At 64.8% G+C, this 236-nt stretch carries 1 pseudogene; it reads right to left on the reverse strand.

Features of this window, described 5'->3' with window-relative positions:
- Positions 1 to 236: pseudogene (locus tag R0J92_RS26540) on the reverse strand (IS5/IS1182 family transposase); the annotation flags it as partial.

Below are 236 nucleotides of genomic sequence, written 5' to 3' on the forward strand. Positions count from 1 at the left end.
TGTTCACGCGCCTGATAGATCACCGCATGATCTCTGCGTACTACCTGTTTGCGCGTCAGCGCCTTGCCTTCCGGACAGGTCATGGCATCGGCCCGCGGGTCGTAGGTAAAGGCGGTGCGGGGCAGCAGCGTACCGTCGCCTTGAGTGTTGACTGCCCGGTTCGCAGGCACATGGGCAAACAGCGCCTGCGCCTCCAAGGCTGCGGCCTGGGCGCCATTGGAGTACCCGGCATCGGC

Origin of the sequence: Tritonibacter sp. SIMBA_163, from assembly GCF_046535935.1 — a bacterium.
Classification (GTDB): Bacteria; Pseudomonadota; Alphaproteobacteria; order Rhodobacterales; family Rhodobacteraceae; genus Epibacterium; species Epibacterium scottomollicae.